The 21,486-nt window shown below is 46.0% G+C and carries 25 protein-coding genes; 20 read left to right on the top strand and 5 right to left on the bottom strand.

Annotation, left to right across the window (positions count from 1 at the left end; genetic code table 11):
- Positions 1-320: 320 nt before the first annotated feature.
- On the bottom strand, positions 321-1,211 hold the full coding sequence (locus V7Z60_RS03545) for a mechanosensitive ion channel family protein (RefSeq protein WP_334116380.1): 891 nt from the start codon (positions 1,209-1,211) through the stop codon (positions 321-323).
- Between the two features lie 143 nt (positions 1,212-1,354).
- Here V7Z60_RS03545 and V7Z60_RS03540 point away from each other — a divergent pair, with 143 nt between their 5' ends.
- Both V7Z60_RS03540 and V7Z60_RS03535 read left to right on the top strand, forming a co-directional pair.
- Entirely contained in the window at positions 1,355-1,765 is a 411-nt protein-coding gene (locus V7Z60_RS03540) for a DUF948 domain-containing protein (RefSeq protein WP_334116376.1), read from the top strand.
- Positions 1,766-1,786: 21 nt separating this feature from the next.
- Entirely contained in the window at positions 1,787-2,284 is a 498-nt protein-coding gene (locus V7Z60_RS03535) for a hypothetical protein (protein ID WP_334116374.1), read from the top strand.
- Between the two features lie 39 nt (positions 2,285-2,323).
- Here V7Z60_RS03535 and V7Z60_RS03530 read toward each other — a convergent pair whose 3' ends face one another.
- Positions 2,324-3,427 (bottom strand): M24 family metallopeptidase, encoded by a 1,104-nt coding sequence (locus V7Z60_RS03530; RefSeq protein ID WP_334116373.1) that lies wholly within the window; start codon positions 3,425-3,427, stop codon positions 2,324-2,326.
- A gap of 294 nt (positions 3,428-3,721) precedes the next feature.
- On the opposite strand from V7Z60_RS03530, the gene ccpA reads away from it, so the two are divergent.
- The 18 genes from ccpA (at position 3,722) to V7Z60_RS03440 (ending at position 18,255) form a co-directional block, all read left to right on the top strand.
- A complete protein-coding gene (gene ccpA, locus V7Z60_RS03525) occupies positions 3,722-4,729 on the top strand; it encodes a catabolite control protein A (protein ID WP_334116371.1) in 1,008 nt (335 codons plus the stop codon).
- Positions 4,730-4,788: 59 nt separating this feature from the next.
- Positions 4,789-5,301 carry a VanZ family protein gene (locus tag V7Z60_RS03520; protein WP_334116369.1) on the top strand — a complete coding sequence of 171 codons (513 nt, stop codon included), beginning with the start codon at positions 4,789-4,791 and terminating at the stop codon, positions 5,299-5,301.
- An 80-nt stretch (positions 5,302-5,381) separates the two neighbouring features.
- Entirely contained in the window at positions 5,382-6,113 is a 732-nt protein-coding gene (locus tag V7Z60_RS03515; protein WP_334116367.1) for a YebC/PmpR family DNA-binding transcriptional regulator, read from the top strand.
- A gap of 148 nt (positions 6,114-6,261) precedes the next feature.
- The gene (gene rbsK / locus V7Z60_RS03510) at positions 6,262-7,176 is read left to right on the top strand and encodes a ribokinase (RefSeq protein ID WP_334116365.1); all 915 of its coding nucleotides are present in this window, start codon (positions 6,262-6,264) and stop codon (positions 7,174-7,176) included.
- Positions 7,177-7,269: 93 nt separating this feature from the next.
- Positions 7,270-8,256: a competence type IV pilus ATPase ComGA gene (comGA, locus tag V7Z60_RS03505; protein ID WP_334116363.1), complete on the top strand. Its 987-nt coding sequence runs from the start codon at positions 7,270-7,272 to the stop codon at positions 8,254-8,256.
- Positions 8,201-9,253: a competence type IV pilus assembly protein ComGB gene (gene comGB, locus V7Z60_RS03500; protein ID WP_334116378.1), complete on the top strand. Its 1,053-nt coding sequence runs from the start codon at positions 8,201-8,203 to the stop codon at positions 9,251-9,253. Before comGA ends, comGB begins: the two co-directional genes overlap by 56 nt.
- Positions 9,253-9,579, top strand: a complete 327-nt coding sequence (locus V7Z60_RS03495; protein ID WP_334116362.1) for a prepilin-type N-terminal cleavage/methylation domain-containing protein — start codon at positions 9,253-9,255, stop codon at positions 9,577-9,579. The genes comGB and V7Z60_RS03495 overlap by 1 nt, the downstream gene beginning before the upstream one ends.
- Entirely contained in the window at positions 9,576-10,031 is a 456-nt protein-coding gene (locus V7Z60_RS03490) for a type II secretion system protein (RefSeq protein WP_334116360.1), read from the top strand. Before V7Z60_RS03495 ends, V7Z60_RS03490 begins: the two co-directional genes overlap by 4 nt.
- A gap of 86 nt (positions 10,032-10,117) precedes the next feature.
- Complete coding sequence (locus V7Z60_RS03485) at positions 10,118-10,384, top strand: hypothetical protein (protein WP_334116359.1); 267 nt, start codon at positions 10,118-10,120, stop codon at positions 10,382-10,384.
- A complete protein-coding gene (locus V7Z60_RS03480) occupies positions 10,347-10,853 on the top strand; it encodes a hypothetical protein (RefSeq protein WP_334116357.1) in 507 nt (168 codons plus the stop codon). The genes V7Z60_RS03485 and V7Z60_RS03480 overlap by 38 nt, the downstream gene beginning before the upstream one ends.
- Positions 10,831-11,145: a regulatory signaling modulator protein AmpE gene (locus tag V7Z60_RS03475; protein WP_334116355.1), complete on the top strand. Its 315-nt coding sequence runs from the start codon at positions 10,831-10,833 to the stop codon at positions 11,143-11,145. Before V7Z60_RS03480 ends, V7Z60_RS03475 begins: the two co-directional genes overlap by 23 nt.
- A 79-nt stretch (positions 11,146-11,224) precedes the next feature.
- Complete coding sequence (locus V7Z60_RS03470) at positions 11,225-12,232, top strand: class I SAM-dependent methyltransferase (RefSeq protein ID WP_334116354.1); 1,008 nt, start codon at positions 11,225-11,227, stop codon at positions 12,230-12,232.
- 117 nt (positions 12,233-12,349) lie between these two features.
- Positions 12,350-13,723, top strand: coding sequence for an amino acid permease (locus V7Z60_RS03465; RefSeq protein ID WP_334116352.1), 1,374 nt, complete (start codon positions 12,350-12,352; stop codon positions 13,721-13,723).
- A 208-nt stretch (positions 13,724-13,931) separates the two neighbouring features.
- Positions 13,932-15,515, top strand: a complete 1,584-nt coding sequence (asnB, locus tag V7Z60_RS03460; protein ID WP_334116351.1) for an asparagine synthase B — start codon at positions 13,932-13,934, stop codon at positions 15,513-15,515.
- An 81-nt stretch (positions 15,516-15,596) separates the two neighbouring features.
- Positions 15,597-16,199: a metallophosphoesterase gene (locus V7Z60_RS03455; RefSeq protein ID WP_334116349.1), complete on the top strand. Its 603-nt coding sequence runs from the start codon at positions 15,597-15,599 to the stop codon at positions 16,197-16,199.
- 54 nt (positions 16,200-16,253) lie between these two features.
- Positions 16,254-16,850 carry a YutD family protein gene (locus V7Z60_RS03450; RefSeq protein WP_334116347.1) on the top strand — a complete coding sequence of 199 codons (597 nt, stop codon included), beginning with the start codon at positions 16,254-16,256 and terminating at the stop codon, positions 16,848-16,850.
- Positions 16,851-16,870: 20 nt separating this feature from the next.
- Positions 16,871-17,644, top strand: a complete 774-nt coding sequence (locus V7Z60_RS03445; protein ID WP_334116345.1) for a TIGR01457 family HAD-type hydrolase — start codon at positions 16,871-16,873, stop codon at positions 17,642-17,644.
- Complete coding sequence (locus tag V7Z60_RS03440) at positions 17,629-18,255, top strand: TIGR01906 family membrane protein (RefSeq protein WP_334116344.1); 627 nt, start codon at positions 17,629-17,631, stop codon at positions 18,253-18,255. Before V7Z60_RS03445 ends, V7Z60_RS03440 begins: the two co-directional genes overlap by 16 nt.
- Before the next feature lie 40 nt (positions 18,256-18,295).
- Here the strand turns inward: V7Z60_RS03440 and V7Z60_RS03435 are convergent, their stop codons facing one another.
- The 3 genes from V7Z60_RS03435 to V7Z60_RS03425 all read right to left on the bottom strand — a co-directional run bounded on the left by V7Z60_RS03435 (position 18,296) and on the right by V7Z60_RS03425 (position 21,429).
- A complete protein-coding gene (locus V7Z60_RS03435; protein WP_334116343.1) occupies positions 18,296-19,564 on the bottom strand; it encodes an MFS transporter in 1,269 nt (422 codons plus the stop codon).
- A gap of 49 nt (positions 19,565-19,613) precedes the next feature.
- A complete protein-coding gene (locus V7Z60_RS03430; RefSeq protein WP_334116341.1) occupies positions 19,614-20,270 on the bottom strand; it encodes a VTT domain-containing protein in 657 nt (218 codons plus the stop codon).
- Between the two features lie 151 nt (positions 20,271-20,421).
- Complete coding sequence (locus V7Z60_RS03425; RefSeq protein ID WP_334116339.1) at positions 20,422-21,429, bottom strand: NAD(P)/FAD-dependent oxidoreductase; 1,008 nt, start codon at positions 21,427-21,429, stop codon at positions 20,422-20,424.
- Between the last annotated feature and the right edge of the window lie 57 nt (positions 21,430-21,486).

Genomic DNA, 21,486 nt, shown 5'->3' with positions numbered 1-21,486 from the left:
AAGGCTCATGATAAGTTCGTGCCGCATCGCGACTGCGCTTTCGCTGATCGCTCGCACCCCTCCTTATCTACCGCCTTGTTAAGCGGCTGGTCTTCACACCTTGCCTGATTCCATAATCCTGCCTTGTCGCCCTGACTGGGCAGGCGATTCTCAGCACTGCATTTAAAAATAAGGTTTTCATGTCTCAAAACCGAAAGAATGCCGGACAAAATCAGGCGGCCTGCACCCTCATCTGTTCGGCATTCCGTTTAATTCAAATGTGAAAAAGAAGTTTTTTCCCGGCCTCGGGGGCAATTGAGGCAGAGCTTTTATCAGAAAAGCTATTTTGTCAAGGAAAGCGGCGACGTTGGGATATTGAAGCCATGTTCCTTCAAATCGTCAAGATAGCGGTCGCGCAGTGTGCGTGAGATGGCATACTGGGCACCGTTCTTGGCATATGCGACGACGCGCAGGACAAGATCGCCGGAGCCGAGGTCGACGGTTCCGAGAATTTGCGGCATTTTAGTCAGGTCTTCCAGTGTCGGAACGAGTTCTTCGTTTGCATCCGCAATGATTTTCTTCATTTCGTCCACGTCCTTTGAAGGATCAAGCCGAATGTCAACCAGAACGCGCATGTCATTGCGGGACATGTTGCTGACAATCGTGATGCTTCTGTTCGGGATGAAGTGAAGTGTTCCGTCATAGCCGATAATCTGGGTCGTTCTGAGTCCGATTGCGGAAACCGTTCCTTCGATCGTGCCGATTTTGACATCGTCGCCGACTGAATACTGCTGTTCAAGCAAAATGAAAAACCCGGTGACGACATCACTGACGAGTCCCTGGGCACCAAGCCCCAGGGCAACGCTGACGATTCCGGCACTGGCAAGAAGCGTGCTGACCGGAACGCCGAAGATGGACAAGATGGCGTACAGGTAAAAAAATAAAACGCAGTAGTGGAAGATATTTTGACTGAGCGTATAAATCGTTTCGATTCTTCCTTGAGAAATCGTGCTGCTTTTGGCACGGGCTCCGGCAAAGCTTCGTTTGATCAGCTTTTTGCCGACTGCATGAATCAGGAAGAACAGGATCGAAATCACGGCAAGGGAGAAGACAGTTGAAAGAAAGCTTGAAATCATCTTGTTCCAGTCAAAGTGTTCAATATAGTCTGTCAGAATATGCGTGTTTTTAGCAGCAGAATTCGTAAGTTTAATGTCTGCCAGAAACGAAAACATCATGTGCACCTCATTTCAAGTTAGTTCATTAGCCATTATATCAGAAAATAATTAAGTTAAACCTAAGCAGGACCCAAATAAATTGAAGTTTTGACAAATGAATGATATTCTAAAGACATAAGAAATGTTAAGGAGGGTTTGTGATGGCGATTACATTCGGGCAGATAGCGGGTTTGATTGCCGCAATTGCATTTGCCGTTTTAGTTGTTTTCATGTGTCGCGTGCTGGCGCACCTGGTTCAGACTGTAAAGGAAATGAACAGGACAGTTGAACTTTTGACGCAGGACGTTGACAAGCTTGCCAACAATGTCGACAGTATCATGGACAAGACGAACACGTTGATGGAAGATGTAAATTCAAAGTCCAGAAAACTTGATCCGCTTTTTCAGACTGCGGCAGAATTAAGCGAGAGCATTGCTGATCTCAATCAGGCCACGAGAAGAACGGCGGAGAAAATTTCTGAATCGGCATCCGGTGCCGGCAAAGTAGCCACTGCATTTAAAATGGGCAAAACGGTGTTAGGCTTTGCTTCCCGTCACCTCAACAAAGATTAATTCGGAATAGGAGCGATTAATATGGGTAAGAAAATGCTGCTTGGACTCGGTGCGGTTGCAGGCGCCTGCTTCATGGTTTCCAAGAAACTGACCGAGGAACAGCGTGAAAAGATTGCAATGAAAGTCGATGAGATCATTTTGGACGGGCGCGACAAGGCTCTCAAGTATGACTACTACGCACGCGAATTCATCAAGGAAAATGATCTTGGCGGTTTGAAGGATCGAATCGTCGAAAAGACCAGAAAGTACGCAGGCGACAGCAAATCAGTCGATGATGCGCTTGAATCACTGAAACAGGCCACAAGGGACCTGAAGGATCATCTTGAAGAAACCGGCAGGAATTTTAAGGATCTGGCCGACGTTGAAGCGGAAGACGCTGAAGGCAGATATGACGAGCCGGAAGATGACTGGAACGACGACATCATCATCAACGGCAATACGGACTCTGCATTTGGCGAGGCTAAAAAGGCCGGCGATGAAAATGCGACGATAACCTTCTATCCGCACGACAAGGACTGAAAAAAGAGCCTGGAGAATTTCTCCAGACTCTTTTTTACACTAGTCAAGTTCAATGACGCGCAGTTCCTTGGATGTATGCGTAAACGGATCGCAGCCGGTGTCCGTGATATGGACGCAGTCTTCGATTCGAACGCCTGAAAATCCTGGAACGTAAATGCCGGGTTCAATCGAGAAGCACATTCCCGGTTCCAGGACGAGATCGTTTCCTTCCATGATTGACGGAAATTCGTGGTCGCTTTGGCCGATGCCGTGACCCAGGCGGTGAATGAAGTACTGACCGTAGCCGGCCTTGTCGATGACGTCGCGTGCGACCTTGTCCAGTTCGGCAGCAGTAATGCCCGGCTTGGCGGCATCCTGTGCGGCAAGCTGAGCTTCCAGGCAGACGTCATAAATTTCCCTTGAACGATCGTCGATTTTACCAAAGGCAACGGTTCTTGAAGCGTCTGACATATATCCTTCGGAAACGACGCCAAGGTCAAACAGGCAAAGCTCGTTCGGCTTGATCAGATCCTTCAGCGGAGCTCCGTGAGGGTCGGCAGCATTTGCGCCGCTTTGAACGATTGTATCAAAACTCATATGCATGATGCCGGCTTTCATCATTGCATACTCGATTTCAGCAACGACCTGCTGTTCCGTGCGTTTGGTCGAAAGTGCGGCAAAACCGGCTTCAAATGCCTTGTCGGCCCAGTCACCGGCAACGTGCAGCTTTTTGATTTCGTCAGGCGTCTTGATGAGCTTTTCGCGTTCGATCAGCGGAGACAGATCGCCGACGAATTCTGCTTCATTAAACTGCGTCTTGATCGCTTCGTAGCGCGCAACGGTCAGATTGCTCTTTTCAATTGCCCATTTCTTCGGATTCTTGCCGAGGTCTTCGATATGTCCCCTGATAAGGGCGAACGGATCTTCATGATCCAGGTAGCCGTAAACCGGGTACTTCCAGCCGGCTTTTTTAACGGATCCGACTTCAAGTGCCGGAGCAAAGATGAACGGATCCTTATCCGGGAAAATAAACAGCGCCAAAACACGTTCAATCGGGTCGCTTGAAAAGCCCGAAAAATATTCGACGTTCTTCCAGTCGCTGACATAAGCGATATCATAGTTGTTTTTTGCCAACCAATTTTGAACAGTTGTGATGTGTGACATAAAATCGCTCCCTTGAAATTTAAATAGAAACAACCTAATTATAGCACAGGTGGCTTTCTTCAAGGCGCCAGTCACGGACTTTTTGCGTGGATTTTTTCAGAAAAATACAGTGCCTGGACTTGAATGATCAGTTTGAAACATCGTGTGTCCGATTTCAGAAAAACTAAGTGAAAATATAATGAAAACTTATGAAAAATATCTTTGAAACGCTTGCAATTATAACAGAACTCTGTTAAATTAAATATCGTTAGACTGAAAACATGTATGAAAATATATTTAAAGAAAGGGCTCCCCATGGAAAAGCAAACAATTACAATTTATGATGTTGCCCGCGAAGCGGCCGTTTCGATGGCAACAGTTTCACGTGTCGTTAACGGAAATCCCAACGTCAAGCCGGCAACCCGCAAAAAAGTTCTTGAAGTAATCGATCGTCTGGATTATCGTCCGAATGCTGTTGCCCGAGGCCTGGCAAGCAAGAAGACGACGACGGTCGGCGTGATCATCCCCGACGTGACGAACGTTTATTTCTCTTCTCTTGCCCGAGGCATCGATGACGTTGCCGCAATGTACAAGTACAATATTATTCTTGCAAACTCTGACGGCAATGAGCAAAAGGAGATTCAAATGCTCAACACTCTGCTTGCAAAGCAGGTCGACGGCATTATCTTCATGGGCAACAATCTGACTGATGAGCTCCGCACTCAGTTTGCGCGTTCAAAGACACCGATTGTTCTTGCCGGTTCGGTCGACCCCAAGGAAGAAGTCGAAAGCGTTCATATCGACTACGTTGCGGCAGTTGAAGAGGCGGTCAACGATCTCGTAAATCACGGCAACAAGCGGATTGCATTTATTTCTGGCCCGCTTGATGAACCAATCAACGGCGAATACCGTCTCAAAGGTTACAAGAACGTTCTGAAGGCAAACGGCATTGAATTCGATGAAGAGCTTGTCTTTGAAACGGACAGCAGCTATCGTTCCGGTGAAGTTCTGTGGCCGGCGCTTTCTTCCGCGAACGTAACGGCTGCCTTTGTCGGTGACGACGAACTTGCCTGCGGCGTTTTGAACGGCGCAAAGGATGCAGGCGTCAAGGTTCCCGAAGAATTTGAAGTCGTTACGAGCAACAATTCCAAGCTTACGGAAATCGTTCGTCCGCAGCTTTCATCGATTACGCAGCCACTTTATGATATCGGTGCCGTTTCCATGCGTCTTTTGACGAAGATGATGAACAACGAGGAAGACGAAGGAGCGCAAAAGACGGTCGAGCTTCCTTATGGCTTCATCAAACGCGCATCAACGAAGTAATTGATAAACGAGTTCAAGACTGGAAGTTCTTCCAGTCTTGTTTTTGAACGGTGAAAGTAATGAAAGTTAAATTGCAAAGACAAGACGTGTTCATCATTCTTGCATTCGTCATGATGCTGATTCTGTTCATTTCATCATCAATGACCTATCATCAGCAGACTTCCGTGCCGTTTTTGGAGAAGTATCTGACAGGAAAGCCTTTTGAAGCTTTTCTGGAACGTTTTTCGCTCGATTATGCCGGTTCTGAAATCAGCATTCAGGCAGTCGGCTATTATAAGTTTCTTGAATTCTTCATCAGAAAGGGAGCGCATTTTGGAACGTACTTTCTATTAGGGAGTTTTCTTTATCTGGGGATTAAGGACCGCATGAACATAAAGTGGCTGGCAGCATTTCTGTGCGTGCTTGCTTCTCTCGGATATGCGGCAACTGATGAATTTCATCAAATGCTTACCGGTGACAGAACGCCGCTTTTCCAGGACGTGATGCTTGACGGAACAGGGGCCTTGTGCGGCATTCTGCTCTGCATTCTATGCGGACTCATATACAGGTGGTTCAAAAGAAGAGAGAATTGAGTTGCACCAATGATGATGATTTGGTAAGATTACTTTGGTGCACAGGCACCATTTAATATATTCGGAAAGAGGTATTACAAATGTCAGGACATTCAAAATGGCATAACATCCAAGGCCGTAAAAACGCCCAAGATGCAAAACGTGGAAAGATTTTCCAAAAGTTATCACGAGACATATACATGGCGGCAAAGAGTGGCGGTCCTGACCCAGACGCTAATCCGCAGTTGCGCTTAGTTATGGATAAGGCCCGTGCCGCCAACATGCCAAAGGACAACATCAAGCGTGCCCTGGACAAGGCAACTGGTGCAAACGGCGCAAACTACGAAGAAATTACTTATGAAGGATATGGTCCTGCAGGGGTTGCCATTCTGGTACACGCCTTGACGGACAATCGCAACCGTACCGCTTCTGCAGTTCGTGCAGACTTCAACCGCAACGGCGGAAATCTCGGCGAAACGGGCTCCGTTGCATTCATGTTTGATCGCAAGGGCTATATCGCAATCGCTCGCGAAGACCTTGACGTCGACGAAGATTCAATGCTCGAAGATGCTCTCAATGCCGGTGCCGATGATCTCCAGGCTTCAGAAGAAGTCTTTGAAATCTATACGGATCCGCAGGCATTCGAAGACGTTCGCAACGAACTTCAGGACAAGTATGATCTTGATACAGCTGAAATCACGATGGTGCCGCAAAATACGGTACCCGTTCCGGCAGACAAGGTTGAACAGCTTCAACGTCTGATCGATCGTCTTGAAGATGAGGACGACGTTTCTGAAGTCTTCACTTCTGCCGAATTCCCGGATGAAGACTAATTAATGGAAATAATTGAAAGTCGAGGTTTTCCTCGGCTTTTTTGTTTGAAGCAGCTCTCAGGTACTCAGGTACGCAAATGCTCCTTTGCCAAATAACGCAAAATGTTATATGCTAGTAAAAGGTTTTAACATTAACGGAGGAATTAAGATGGTGAATAACGTTACGGTTTTGGGAAGTCTGAATGTCGACACGATCTTGAGAATTGCCCGTCTGCCCAAGCCCGGCGAAACTATGCCGATGTCTGACAAAAACAATGCCGGCGGAGGAAAGGGCGCAAATCAGGCGATTGCGGCTTCACGTTGCGGAGCATCCACTGCATTTATCGGCAAAATCGGAGACGATGAAAACGGAAAAATGATGCTGGGGCTGCTGAACGAAAGCAACGTTTCAACTGAATACGTCGGAACTTCAAGCGAAGGAACCGGGCAGGCCTTCATTCTGCTGCAGGATTCGGGAGAAAACAGCATCTTGATTTACGGCGGCGCCAATCAGACGATTTCTGACGAAGACATTGAAAATGCGCGTGAAGTCATCTGTTCGGCCGATTTTCTGGTGACTCAGTTCGAAACGCCGCTTCTGCCTGCTGCCAGGGCATTTGAGATGGCTAAGGAATCCGGGGTCGTGACGATTCTCAATCCCGCTCCGGCCAGACAGGTTCCGCAAAGGCTTCTGCAGCATACGGATCTGATTACTCCAAACGAAACCGAGGCTGAGATTTTGACCGGCGTTCACGTTGATAATCCGGCTTCGCAGCACGAAGCTGCCGTCAAGCTCCAGGAACTGGGCGCAAAAAACGTGATTATCACGCTGGGATCAAAGGGCGCATTTTATCGAGTCGGTGAAAAAGAGGGATTCGTTTCGGCATTTAAAGTCCGGGCGATTGATACAACGGCCGCAGGCGACACGTTCCTCGGGGCTCTTTCGTCGCAGCTTAAGAAGGATTTTTCAAATATTGAAGAAGCAATCGTCTTTGCAAGCAGGGCTTCATCCTTAGCCGTTCAAAAACTGGGTGCGATTCCTTCAATTCCGTCAAGAAAAGCAGTTGAGGATGCATTGAAATAATTACCGACCAGGAGACAGTTTTTGTTTCCTGGTCTTTTTTTGCAAAAATTCACCGATGGTCTGCGTCTTTATTTATTAGAAGGGGGGAGGAACATGGATGGCGTGCTTCAGAAGATTTTAACAGATGCAATGGACAAAAAGGCCAGCGACATCAGCTTTTTGCCGCAGGAAAACAGTTATCTCGTCAAGTTCTGCGTTGCCGGCAGGTTTGAAGCCTATGACGAATTTGATTTCGGACGGGCAGGTCAATGGATCGGATTTTTAAAATACAGAGCCGACATGTCGCTTGCCGAACAAAGAAGACCTCAGCTCGGATCCTGGAAACTTGAACATAATGGTCGGCCGGTTTACTGCCGTTTATCGACGGTGGGTGATTTCTTAAACAGGGAGTCACTGGTCATGCGCCTGATTTATCAGGATGAACTGCAGGAAGAAAAAAACTGCTTTTTTACAGATCAGTGGGACAGGCTGTCTGCTTCATGTCGGAAAAGAGGGCTGATTCTGTTTTCCGGTCCGATGGGAAGCGGGAAGACAACGACCATGTATGAGCTCGCAAGAAAGATGACCGATAAGCAGATAATGTGCATCGAAGATCCGGTTGAAATTTCCGAACCGCATTTCCTGCAGGTTCAGGTCAACGAAAAAGCCGGGATGTCTTACAGCGATCTGCTGAAAGTGGCGTTGAGACATCATCCGGATGTTTTCATCATCGGCGAAATCAGGGACGGACTGACTGCCAAAACGGCTGTCAACGCTGCATTAAGCGGGCATCTCGTGCTGAGTACCGTGCATGCGGCGAGTGTTTACGGCATTTGGCAGCGAATGATAAATCTCGGGATCAGTTCGGAAGAATTGGAACAGACCATGCGTCTGGCCAGCTATCAGAGATTGATTCCGAGGGAAAACGGCGGCTCAAGCGTATTGTTTGATTTTTTGGATATTGATGAGCTTGAAGAAAGCATTCGCGAGAATTCAGGCAGAAATCGGCAAATGACGAAGGAATGGGGGAAACGACTTGGAATCTGTGTCGAAACCGGTGAAATTTCAGAAGAAACGGCAGTCAGGTTTTTACAAGGCTAAACGTTGGCGGGCAAAAGAGCAGGCAGCTTTCTTTAGATTTCTGGGAGACATGCTGTCTTCCGGCTTTTCAATGCAGCAGTGTCTGAAATGTCTCGGCATGATGGCTGAAAAGGGAAAGGATGATATCAGACTTGTTGAATCAAAGCTTGCCGAAGGTTCTGCATTGTCAGAGGCTTTGAAGGACAAGATTGACGTTTCGGCATATTTTCAGTTGTCAATCGCTGAAAAACACGGTGACGTCGAGAAAAGCATCAGGCAGCTCGGGGCATGTCTTGAACGCAGGGTGGAACAACAGGACCGTCTGCGGGGGGTTCTGCTTTATCCGACGATTCTGTTCGGCTTCCTGGCAGCAGTCTTTGCGTGCATGAAGTTGTTTTTAATGCCTGAATTAAAACAATTTGAAGCAGGCGGAAACGATGCGGGTCTTGATTGGCAACCCCTTTTAAAATGGGGGATTCTGGCATTGACGTTGATTCTGGTCGCATATTTGGCAAGGGAAGTCTGTTGGTGGAGCAGACAAAAGGCCCTGACAAGACACCACTGGTATTGCGAACTTCCTTTGTTCGGCAGAATTTACCGGCAATACTGCTACTACTACCTGTCATTTAACTTAGGGATGTTTTTTCAAAGCGGTCTTGATTTCAGGGAAATCTGCGACTTGCTGCGACAGTTTGAAGAAAAGACGCTGCTTTATCAGCTGGGAGAGCAGATCGATCTTTTCCTGAATCAGGGCAAGTCGCTGAATGAGATTGTCTCATCCTATCCGTTCATGCCAAGGGAATTGAGCACCTTATTTGCTTCCGGCGAAACAAGGGATGAACTCAGCACCAGTCTTCTGGTCTATTCGGAAGCAGCCTACAAGAAGCTCGTCCGCCGGATTGACGGTCTGATATCGCTTGTTCAGCCGATTTTGTTTCTTGTGATTGCACTCATTATCATCGGGTGTTATCTGGCGATGCTTTTACCGCTGTATTCCAGTTTGGGGGGAATGTATTGATGATTAAGAAAAATCAGAGCAGGAATAAGTCTGCCTTTACGTTGATTGAAATGGCAGTGGTTCTTTTTATCATAAGCCTGTTGATTCTGCTGATTGTTCCGAATCTTTCAAATCAGAGAACGCACGCTGACAAGGTCAATGCCGAAGCGCTTCAGACCGAGCTTAATTCGCAGGCTCAGCTTTATGCCGACGACAAGAACGTCGCAATTGAAACAGTCAACGTTAAGATGCTTGAAAATGATGGATATCTGACAGAAAAGCAGGCTGAAAAAATGCAGGCCAAGCATTTAGAGCCGGAAACCTATAGAAAAAGCGAAAGTAAATGAAAAAAGCCGGTTTTACTTTAATTGAATCATGTCTGGTGCTTTTGATTGCGGCAATGGTCATTGCAATCGGAATTTTTCCTCAAAAGCAGACGGTTGAGCGGCATCAGGAAAAAATTTTCTATGAAGAATTAAGGAACGGCTTTTCTTACGTGGCAATGAAAGCTTCCGTCAGGGGAACTTCCGGTCAGATCAGCTTTATGGTTGACGAGCCACAACGAATCGTGTTTTCATGTGGTCAAATGTCAAAATCACAGCGCGTAATCGTAAAATTGCCGGAAACAATCAGCTTTGACGAATCAAAAAATGTAGTGTGTGGCATTTCTGACAAAGGCTCGCTTACGCCGGCAACTGTGCGTTTTTCTTCCAGCTTGACAAGGACTTCGTACCGGCTGACGCTTCAGCTCGGATTTGGTGCACAATATCGAATTACGCCCGTAAGAGACAGAAATTGATTGAAAATTGAGAAAGGGATAGCGAGTGGTTTCCAGATGAAAAACCGGATCTCGCAAAAAAGCAGATGAAAAAAGAAGGATTCCTGATGATTGATGCCTTGTTTGGACTGAGCGTTACGGCAATGTGCGTCTGGCTTTTTTGCTACTGTCAGTCAACAAGCATCAGGCAGGAAAACAAGGCATATGAAGAAATGCAGACGGCGCTTTCCTTGCTTAAACAAAGTAATCGCCTGGAATCGCGCTATTTGTATCATTACGACTGCGGAGGGGCGGATGATTGTGACTTCAAGAAAATCAAGGCGGATGACAGGATGCTTGTCCTGGAGAAAAAAGACAGCATTCACGATGATTGAAACGGTGATGGCACTGTTGGTGACGTTTTCCGGGATTGTCCTGCTGTCCGGAGTGATGCGGGCCTGTCGGCTGCAGCTGGACGAAAAAAAGCTGACCGAGCGTTTTCAGTATTCCAGGGTTTTGAATGTTCTTTACTCTGATCAGCTTGACTTGACGGAATCTCTGCTGCAGGATTCGCAGGAAAGATGGCATGTGATGTACTATAGCTCCAAGACAAAAAAGTACTATGATCTTGAACATTATTCATTAAGAAACGCACTGGTAATGGAAGCTTATGGCGAGTCTTCAGGCAAAATGCCTTTGATGTATGATGTTGAAAATTTCAAAACGGATGCCTCAAAGGGAAAGTGGCCTGTACTTACTTTGACCACGAAAGACGGAACCGTGTTCAGACACGTACTGATGCTTCCGACAAAATGCCCGAGGGACAGGAAGGATTTTGGTGATGAAACGAAGTCGACGGATTGACGGAACGTTTTTTGCGACCGCGCTGATCCTGTTTGTCTTGATAGCAAGTATTTTTTGCATCAAGACAACGATTTACCGGGAACATATTCATGATTATCAGGAACAGGCAGGCTATTATGAAGCAAGGGCAATGGCTAAAATGGCTTTGGTAAACGAGATAGGGCATAAGCAGATTTTCCGTTTCAATGCCGGAACCGTCAGTCGGAATTATCTGAAACTTACAGTGGAGCTGAAGAACGGAAAGACGTATCAATTCAACGTGCCGAAGCGTTTTACAAACTCCGGGAAGTAGTTTCGGTTGCATTTTGGACTTCAAATAGTTAAACTGTATCGAGTGAGAAACTATGTTTGAAGGAACGAGGGAATGAATTTTGGCACTGGCTGATATTGAAAGACAATACGATTTGATGAACGAAGCCTGCGAATTGCTGCAGGAACAACTGAAAGACGATTACCTGGATGCTTTGATTGAAAATTTTGACAATCTCCTGAATGACGGAAAAGTCCATGTCGAAGACGGCATTCCTGATGAAACGACGGCTTCAAAGCTGGCTGAGATTTATCGTGCCGTTCATCTGGATGAAATCAGCACGGAAGACCGCAGACTATTGCTGCAGCTCAGTCTGCTTGCGGCATACCGCAAGGAAAGGATTCAGGCCAATCATCAGATGACGCCTGATTCAATCGGCTTTTTAATGGCTTATCTGCTGCAGCAGGTTTATGACCAGAAAGATGAAACGGTCTTTTTGGATCCCTGCATCGGTACGGGGAATCTGGCGGCAGTCGTCATCAATGCGTTGAAGAATAACGGTTTCAGAAACGTCCGTGGATTCGGCATAGACAACGATGACACCTTGCTGACGATTGCAAGCATTGAATCTCAGCTTTGTGACCTTGATTTGAATCTTTATCATCAGGATGCCCTGGATAAGATTCTGATTCCTCAGGCAGACGTGATTGTGAGCGATCTGCCCGTCGGCTGGTATCCGCTTGATGAGCGCGCCAGGGGGTATGAAACGCATGCAGAAGAAGGTCACTCATTCGTCCATTTTCTTTTGATTGAACAGGCATTTGACAATTTGAAGGAAGGAGGAATCGGGATGTTTTTGATTCCGTCTTCCATGTTTGAATCAGAAGAGTCACTTCCCCTGCTGAAATTTATCCAGAAAAACGGATATTTGCAAAGCCTGATTAATCTGCCGGGAGCGATGTTTGCATCGAAAAAGTCTGAGAAGGCTGTCTTGGTTCTGCAAAAGAAGGGGGCCGGAAGCAGGCAGGCAGATCCGGTCTTGTTAGGCGAATTTCCGCTCGTCAAGGACAAGAAGAATTTTGAAGAATTCATGGCGGAAGTTGCTGTCTGGAAGGAAAGGAACTTCTGATTAGGCTCCGGCGTGAATTGTATTCATGAATAAGTGAATAAGTTGAATTTTACTAAAGCCAGAATTTGCTCTATACTGAATAGACGTATCATTCAGTTTTTGATTGGAGAATTAGGAATGGCTGAAAAAGACAAATATTCACGTGGATTGAAATCGCGGCACGTTCAGCTGATCGCACTGGGCGGAACAATCGGGACCGGACTTTTTCTTGGATCCGGCAAGTCGATACACTCAGCGGGACCTTCGATTGTTCTGGCATATTTGATTACGGGAGTAATCTGCTTTTTGCTGATGCGCGCGATGGGAGAACTGCTGCTTTCGGATCTCAATACGCATTCGTTCATTGATTTCATCGCCCGCTATCTTGGCGAAGACGTGGGCTTTGTCACGGGATGGACGTATTGGATCTGCTGGGTAACGATTGCGATGGCTGATCTTACTGCAAGCGGGCTGTATGTCAAATACTGGTTTCCAAGCGTTCCGCAGTGGCTCCCCGGATTCATTATCCTGGTGGTACTGCTTTTTGCGAACCTGATTACTGTTGCTTTGTTCGGCGAGACGGAATTTTGGTTTGCACTGATTAAAATCGTTGCGATTGTTGCGCTGATTCTGGTCGGAATAGTATTAGTGGCAATTGGTTTCAAGACGCCGCAGGGGCATGCTTCGCTGACTAACCTGGTTGATTACGGTGGGCTTTTTCCCAAGGGAATCAAGGGATTCATCATGTCGTTTCAGATGGTTACATTTGGCTTCATCGGGATTGAGATGATTGGCGTGACTGCCTCCGAGACAGAGAATCCAAGAAAAATCATTCCCAAGGCAATCAATGAAATTCCGCTCAGAATCATCATTTTCTACGTTGGATCCTTGCTTGCATTGATGTCGATTTATCCATGGAAGTCGATTACGATTTCCCAAAGTCCGTTCGTGCAGGTATTTGAAAATGTCGGAATCACTGCAGCAGCAGGTATCATCAATTTTGTCGTTTTGACGGCAGCCGCATCGGCATGCAACAGCTCGATTTTCAGTACGGGACGGATGATGTTTTCATTGACGTATAAGGGAAGTTCCAAATTTGAGAAAAAGATGAGCACTCTTTCGAGAAGACAGGTTCCGGCAAATGCAATCAAGTTTTCAACTTTGGTAATCGCAATTGCGGTGCTGGCGAACTTCGTTGTTCCGAATACGGCTCTTTTCCAGTTTATTTCAAGTGTTGCAACAACGTGCTTCCTGTTCATCTGGGGAGCAATCGTCGTTGCGCATTTAAAATACAAGAAGAGTTTGAAGGAAACCGGAAAAGGTTCTGAAACGAACTTCAAGATGCCGTTTTATCCGCTGTCTGATTATTTGGTTCTGGCATTTCTGGCATTCGTGTGCGTTGTCATGTGTCTTGAAAAAACAACGCTGATTGCCTTGGTTGCATCAATCGCCTGGTTTGTCGCACTGATTTTGATCAGAAAGCATCATCAGCGTGTGGTTGAAGGAAAATAAAATATTTTTTGTCATAGTCAGGATTAATGGTCCTGGCTTTTTTTGAGTAATTTCTGTGAATTTTTAATCCGAATTTAATTAGTCGTTCAATAATGACATGAAATGTGGTAAAATAAAACCACTAACTATTAAAAATGATTTATAGAATTAGAAGAATGATTCATAGTTAGCGGATAAAGATATTTTTTCAAGAAGGAGGAAGTTAATTATGTGTGGTTTTTTGAGCATTGATTCCAGTGAATACCCAATGGCGATCTTTGACAAAGCTTTACATGAATTGGACGATCGTGGTCCTGACATGACCAGAACGCAGGAAGCAAACGGAGCGGTCTTTGGCTTCAATCGATTGTCCATTATGGATTTATCAGAAAAGGGGATGCAGCCATTCAATAATAATAACTGCACACTGGTCTGCAATGGCGAAATCTACAATTATCCTGCCTTGAAGGAAAATCTGGCAGATGACTATGAATGTCAGAGTCACAGCGACTGCGAAGTGCTGTTGCCGTTATATCAAAAATATGGTCTGGACATCATGTGCAAGATGCTTGACGGCGAATTTGCCTTTGCAATCAAGGACGGAAATACCGGCAAAATGCTTGCCGGGCGTGATCCGATGGGGATTCGTCCGATGTTCTACGGTTATACCGGGAAAGGAAAAGTTGCCTTTGCCTCAGTTGCCAAGGCTCTTGTGCCGGTTTGCCACGATATCAAGCCGTTTCCTCCGGGATGCTATTATGACGGAGAAAAAATCGTTCGTTACAACGATTTGGGCGATGTTAAGCAATATGTCGAAGATGACGTGGATCTGATCGGGGTCAACTTGCGCGAAAAGCTGGTTGAAGCTGTCGACAAGCGACTTCAAAGCGATGCCCCTATCGGTTTTTTGCTTTCCGGCGGGCTGGATTCGGCATTGGTCTGCTCGATTGCGCAAAGGATTATGGACAAGCCAATCAAAACTTTTGCAATCGGGATGGACAGAAATCCGATTGATTTAAAATATGCAAGGGAAGTTGCTGATTATCTGGGAACGGATCATACGGAAGTCATCATGACAAGGGAAGACGTTCTCGGACATCTGAAGGAAGTTATAAGAAAGCTTGAAACGTGGGACATTACGACGATTCGTGCTTCGCTCGGAATGTACATTGTCTGCGAGTACATTCATCAGAACACGGATTTGAAAGTCATTCTGACCGGTGAATGTTCTGATGAAATGTTCGGTTACAAATATACCGATTTTGCACCGTCTCCTGCAGAGTTCCAGCAGGAGTCCCAAAAGCGCGTCCGCGAGCTCTACATGTATGACGTCCTGCGTGCGGACCGCTGCATTTCATCAAATTCGCTTGAAGGTCGCGTTCCGTTTGCCGACACCGACTTCGTTCAGTATGCGATGAGCATTGATCCGGCGAAAAAGATGAATGTCTATGGCAAAGGCAAATATCTTTTGCGTCATGCCTTTGACGGTCAGGACTATCTTCCGGAAGAAATCCTGTTCCGTGAAAAGGCTGCCTTCAGTGATGCTGTCGGTCACAGCATGGTTGATGATTTGAAGGAGTATGCCGAAGAGCTGTATTCGGATGAGGACTTGGAACAGGCAAAGAAGAAATATCCTTATAAGACACCGTTTACGAAGGAATCATTGCTTTATCGCGACATTTTTGAAGAATACTATCCCGGCCAGGCAGCCTGGATCAAGGATTACTGGATGCCAAACAGGAATTGGGAAAACTGCGACGTTGACGATCCAAGCGCTCGCGTACTTAAGAACTACGGTGATTCAGGAAAATAAGAAGTTATGATTTTATGCGGGCCTGGAAGCGGATTTCAGGCCCGCTTTTAAATGCAGAGCACTGGATTTTACGGAGGATTTATGAACTATTTTACTGCTGACACGCACTTCTTTCATCAAAGCCTGATTCATGATCGAATATTTTCAAACAGGGACTTCCTGTGCGTTGAGGAAATGAACGAGCAGATCGAAGATGCATGGAACAACGTTGTTTGCGACAAAGATGCGGTCTATCATCTGGGCGACATTGCACTGGTTGAAGGGAAAACCAGGGAATATGGAAAAGTTGACCGACTGCTTAAGAAACTTAACGGTCAAATTATTTTCGTCAAGGGAAATCACGATTCGCGCGCAATGTTCAAGTACCTTGAAAAGCACAACGAAACACTGGAAGACGGGCGTAAAAAATATCTGTTCAACGATGTTGGTCTGATTTTGAAATTTGACAGAAAACAGTTCTTTTTGACCCATTACCCGCTGATTGTTGGAAACAAGGGGAACCGTATAAATCTTCACGGACACATTCATCGAAGTGCCGTCAACTTGTCGACGTGTCTGAACGTTGGAATTGACTCGCCTGAATCAGATTATCTCATTGGCGAGCGACCATTCGGGCAGCCCTTTTCGGAAACGGAGATCTTGAAGATGCTTGAGGCAAAGAGAGAAGATTTTGGGAAGAGATAGATATGCTCGTGTGGTATAATTAAGTGATACTATTTTGGAACGGGAGGAATTTTCTTGAATAGCAGCAAACGCGAACGCCGCGAAGATCAGCTGATGAAGAAGGCTGAAAAATTAGCCGAATATGCAAGCGAAATCGTGATGCAAAGCGACACTCAAATGCTGATAGACGGACATCCGTACGTTTTGGTCAAAAATTATCGGGACGGCTTTAGAACAGACAAGCTGAAAGAGCGTTTCAGCCAAATTCTGACCAAATATGACTATATCGTTGGCGACTGGGGATACGACCAGCTCAGACTGCGTGGTTTTTATGAATCAGGAAGCAAAAAGGGGACACCTTCACAGAACATTGATCGCCTGATGGACTATCTCTATGAAAACTGCAATTTTGGCTGTGCCTATTTCGTTTTGCATAATCTTGACGTTCAAAAGCCTGCTCCCGTTCCCAAGGAGGACCGGCGCAGGAACCGCGGCAACGCAAAGCAGCGCAGACGCAAACGACAGCATCAGAACAATGTTTACGAGGAAAAGGTCTATGCGGTTCACAGCAGGAAGCCTAATCGCAACAGTGACAAGAAAAACAAAATGAAGGCAAGGACCGTGGGCAAGAACTCGCGCAGCCGCCATTTTACAATCAGACAGAAAGATTAAGAATTAAGAGGTTGATTTGAATGAAGAAGTATGCTGGCTACATGATTGATTTGGACGGAACGATTTATCGCGGAAAAGATAAGATTCCTGCAGCAAAACGTTTCATCGAGCGTCTGCAGGAACATGATATTCCGTTTTTGTTCGTTACAAACAACAGTACGCAGGCACCAGTCAAGGTTGTTGAAAACCTTGCAGATAATTTTGACATTCACGTGAAAGAAGAAAACGTCTATACTTCAGCTTTGGCGACGGCTGATTACATTGCTGATCTTGACAAGGACAAGCGCAGCGTTTACGTGATTGGAGAAGTGGGATTAAAGCAGGCTATTCTGGATAAGGGGTTCCGCTTTGAAGAAACAAATCCTGATTATGTTGTCGTCGGTCTTGATTACGATGTCACCTATCATAAATTTGAATTGGCAACCCTTGCAATCAAGCGTGGGGCAAAGTTCATCGGCACGAATGCCGACACCAATCTGCCAAATGAACGCGGCCTTGTTCCCGGGGCAGGTTCCGTGATTGCCCTGGTTGAATGCTCAACGCAGCAAAAGGCAACCTACATCGGAAAACCGGAAACGATCATCATGGAAAAGGCATTGGAACGTCTGGGACTTCCAAAAGATGAGGTTGTCATGGTCGGCGACAATTATATGACGGACATCAAGGCCGGCATCAACTTCGGAATTGATACGATGCTGGTTTATACCGGCGTTTCAACCCGCGAGCTTGTCAGAAAGCAGGAGATTGCACCGACGATTGAACTGGGGTCCTTGGATGAATGGAAAGTAGAGTAAAATTTCATTTGAAAAATGCAGTGCTGCTCTTGGCAATCGTTTCGCTAAGCATTGCGATTACCATCAATTTTCGGCCGTTGTATGCCTTTTTTGTCAATCGCTATCATCTGTATCAGGAGGTAGGCTTGTCAAAAAAGCAACTGTTTTCCGAATATGGAACGCTTCTGAATTACCTTAACTTTCCGTGGGTCAGTCATTTGCAGCTTTCGATTCCGATGTCTCAAAGCGGGATGAAGCACTTTGCCGATTGCAAGATATTATTTCTGCTTGATTATGCGGTTTGCCTCCTGACGGTTCCCTTTGCGGCACTCTACGTCAGAGAACTTGTCAGGAAAGGGCAGACGTGGCGTTTGATCAACCCGATCAGGTGGTGTTTCGTCATCATGTCTGTATTAGGAATCTTTCTGGTGACTGATTTTGAAGATTTTTTCGTCAAGTTTCATGAGATATTGTTCAGAAACTCCGATTGGATGTTTGACCCGTCAACGGATCCGATTATTCTGGCATTGCCCGCTGAGTTTTTCATGGCGTGCTTTATTTTATTCATAATACTATTTGTCATTTTTCAGGGAATTCTTTTTGCACGCGGAAAATGGGAGATCAGACATTGAAAAAAGCCCTTGCCGTTTTTGGCAAGGGCTTTTTTGTGTCTCAGACGTTCGTCGTCCGACCGAACTCGGATTTTTCCTGATTGAGTCTGACTGCTTTTCTGAACAGAAACAATCCGATTATAAACAGGATTGAAAGGGCACTGACGCTTAAGTTGAGATTTCCGGTCAACTGGCTGACAAGCGAAACGATAATCGTTCCGAGAATTGAGGCACCTTTGCCGAAAATATCATAAAGTCCGAAATATTCGCCTGATTTTTCAGCCGGGATGATTTTGCCGAAGTAGGAGCGTGAAAGGGCCTGGATGGATCCTTGAAACATTCCGACGGCAATTGCCAGAAGCCAAAAGTCAAGCTGCGTTTTCATCATGTAGGCGTAAAGGGAAATTCCGAGATAAGCGATGATGCAAATCGTAATGATCGTCGTTGAAGAAATCTTTTTAGCCAGTTCGTTTAAAATCAGCACTGACGGGAAGGCAACGATCTGAGTGACGAGCAACGCCAGCAAAAGTCCGCTGCTGTCAAGACCGAGCGCTTGTCCATAAGCGGTTGCCATATCGATGACCGTAAAGACTCCGTCGATATAGAAGAAATATGCCAAAAGGAACGTGAATACTTTTTTATTGCGGCAAACGTCTTTGATCGTGTTTGTCAGGCGCTTTAAGCTGTTCAAGACCATTTTTTCCGTTTTTTCAACGTAGTAACGCTGCTGATACGCTTTTAACAGCGGAAGGGTCGTCAAAAGCCACCAGAAAGCAGTGATGACAAATGCAAGCGTCATGGCCGTCTGAAACGAAATGCCTGATTTTGAAGCGGACAAAACGAATGACAGTCCGATCGTAAAGGGAATGCAGCTTCCAATGTATCCCCAGGCAAAGCCTTGGGAAGAAACGGTATCCATGCGCTTTGGCTTAGTCACGTCGGTCAGCATGGCATCATAAAAGATAAGACTGGCTGAATACCCTGTATTTGTCAGGATGAAGATGACTAAAAAGAAAAACCATGACGGAACGAAACCGAGCACCGCACAACCGAAGACTCCGATCAAAAGGCAGAATTTAAAAAGTTTCTTCTTCAATCCCCTGATATCGGCGACTGCACCCAGAATCGGACCCGTAACGGCGACGAGCAGCGTGCAGATTGAAACGGCATATCCCCAGTACGCCAGATAATCGACTGAAGAAAGCCCGGCTTGTCTGGCAAGATAATTGAAGTAAATCGGCAGAATCGTTGCCGTCAGCATGGCAAATGCAGAGTTTCCGACATCATACAGGATCCATTTTTTCTCGAGCGGCGTCAACTTAAATTTCATGTTCATAACCTCGTATGTTTGATTAGGAGATTATGCAGTCATTTAAAGATCAGTTTTCAGCGTCATCATGCTTGCCGAATTTTGCCTTCAATGCGCCAACCAGGGCAGGAATCAGGGAAACAACGATAATTCCGACGATAATCAGCGAGAAGTGCTGTTTTACGACAGGGAAGTTTCCGAAGAAGTATCCCGCCCCGCAGCAAAGCGTAACCCAGGCAACCACGCCAACAAGGCAGTATGGCAGAAAAGTCCGGTACCTTCCGCCGGAACCTCCGAAGACAAACGGCGACATCGTGCGGATGATCGGCATGAAACGTGCCAGTGAGATGGCCATTCCGCCGTGTTTTTCAAAGAATGCTTCCGTTTTCTTCAAATGATCCTCCTTAATGAAACGACCGAAAAACGAGTTCTTTGTCAATGATTTGCCGACTTTGTGTCCGATGAAGAAATTGAGCGAATCGCCAAGAAACGGGGCAAGCAAAAACAAAATTACAAAGATCCAGATGTTAAGGTTGTAATTGGGGTTTGCTGCCATTGCGCATGCGGCGAAAAGCAATGAGTCACCAGGAAGAAACGGCATGATCACAGCCCCTGTCTCAATGAAGATGATGGCAAATAAAATCAAGTACGTCCAATTGCCAAACGTGTTGACGATGGTTACAAGATGTGAATCGATATGCAAAACAAAATCTATTAAATAAGCCACTTTTTTCTCCTTTGTGCTATATACGAATTATATACGCTGATAAATGCAGAGTATACTGCATTTACCGAACGCTTACATTAGTTTACAAACAATTTTGCGTTAAAGCAAGCAATATCGGGAACATTGGCGAAAAGCTTACGATAAATTTACCTTAATTATCAAGGGATTCAAAATTTTTAATCAGCTGGGTGCTGTGCGTCGGCTGTTTCTTTTCAGGATAAATGTGAACCAAGGCATTGTTGACGGCATTTGGAGCTTCGCCAAATCCTGTAGCAATCAGATTGATTTTTCCGGGACGGGACGCGATGTCACCGATTGCGTATACCCCTGGAATCGAAGTCTGCTGATTTTCATCGACGACGAGCGTCTTTCGATTCATTTCAAGTCCCCATGATGTCAGAATCCTTGCATCTGAAACGAAACCGTAATTAACAATCAGATCATCGACTGCCAATTGCTCTTCTTCGTCTGATCTGGCTTTCTTCAGCGTCAGGCCAAGCCTGTCACCTTCGAGTTCGTAAAGAGAGGCGACAGTGTACGGAGTATGAATTGAAACTGAACTTTGCCGAAGTTTTTCGACGTTTCCTTCCATTGCGCGGAACTGATCGCGTCGGTGGATGATATGAACGCTCCTTGCGACGTGTTCGAGTTCCAGGGCCCAGTCAACGGCAGAGTCGCCGCCACCTGCGATTGCAACGTCTTTTCTTGCAAAAGACTGAGGATCCTTAACGAAATAATGAACGTTTTTATTTTCAAAATCAGAAGCGTTTTCGGCTGCAAGTCGGCGAGGCTCAAAAGCCCCGACTCCAGCTGCGATAATGATGGCCTTTGAGTAAGTGATACGTTTCGTTGTTTCAATTTTGAAGCCGAGATCTGTTTTTTCAAAATTCCTGACGGTTTCGCCAAGGAAGATGTCAGGAGAAAAAGTCATCGTTTGCTTTTCCAGGCGCGCAATCAGTTCTGCACCGGTGATTCCTTCGAATCCGGGAATATCGTAGATTTTCTTTGATGGAAAAAGTGCACTGACCTGTCCTCCGAGCGAGTCCAGGCTTTCGATGATCTGTGTTCTGGCAAGACGCATGCGTGCATAGGTTGCCGCAAACATTCCGACGGGACCTCCCCCGATAATCGTTAAATCATAATACTCTTGTTCAGTCATTTGCATTTCCTTTCATTGATATGTCATGGGCTGGATACCCGTCACTTTAGTGATGGG

Source organism: Ligilactobacillus sp. (genome assembly GCF_036846325.1).
GTDB lineage: Bacteria > Bacillota > Bacilli > Lactobacillales > Lactobacillaceae > Ligilactobacillus.
This window is presented reverse-complemented; position numbering and strand designations above follow the sequence as displayed.